General features: G+C 69.3%; 1 protein-coding gene. It reads left to right on the forward strand.

Features of this window, described 5'->3' with window-relative positions:
* Positions 1-379: 379 nt before the first annotated feature.
* Positions 380-716: ABC transporter substrate-binding protein (locus IE318_RS44480; RefSeq protein ID WP_308438647.1), on the forward strand; the 337-nt coding region annotated here is incomplete at its 3' end.

Raw genomic sequence — 716 nt, forward strand, 5'->3', positions numbered from 1 at the left:
CCGGTCGACTCCTACGCCGACTCCCGCCGCACCGGCTCGTTCATCCTGATCGACCCCTCCGACGGCACCACGCTGACGGCCGGCATGGTCGGCGAGTCCTTCGCCGCACCCGAACCGGTCAAGGACGCCTCGGAAGAGGACGGCTGGGACTTCTGACCATGAACTCCTCGGACTTCTACTCGATGTTCGCCAAGGAGGGCGGCCGGGTCGGCAGCGGCGCCCTCGGCAGCGGACAGGGCGGGGTGGGGCGATGTGTGCGCTGACGAACGCGCACTGTCCGTGTGCCCTCACCCCCCGCCGACGTAGACGAAGACCTGCCGATCTCCCGGCCACGACCTGAGAGACCGTGACCGCCGGGCCAACGAGAGGACTGCCTCCCGTGCCTGCCACCCGCTCATCCTTGTTCCGCCGCGGCCTCGCCGCGCTCGTCGCTCTTCCGCTCCTGACCCTGGCCGCCTGCGGCTACGGCTCGAAGGCCGCGGACGACACCGCCGAGCAGAAGATCGCCGCCGGCGCCAAGAAGATCGATGGGCTCGATTCCGTCACGATCGGCTACTTCGGCAACGTCACCCACGCGACCGCGCTCGTCGGCCACCAGCAGGGCTTCTTCCAGAAGGCGCTCGGGGCCACGAAGGCCACGTACCAGGTCTTCAACGCCGGCCCGTCCGAGATCGAAGCCCTCAACTCCGGCTCCATCGACATCGGCTGGATCGGCC

Source organism: Streptomyces spiralis (genome assembly GCF_014654675.1).
GTDB lineage: Bacteria > Actinomycetota > Actinomycetes > Streptomycetales > Streptomycetaceae > Streptomyces > Streptomyces spiralis.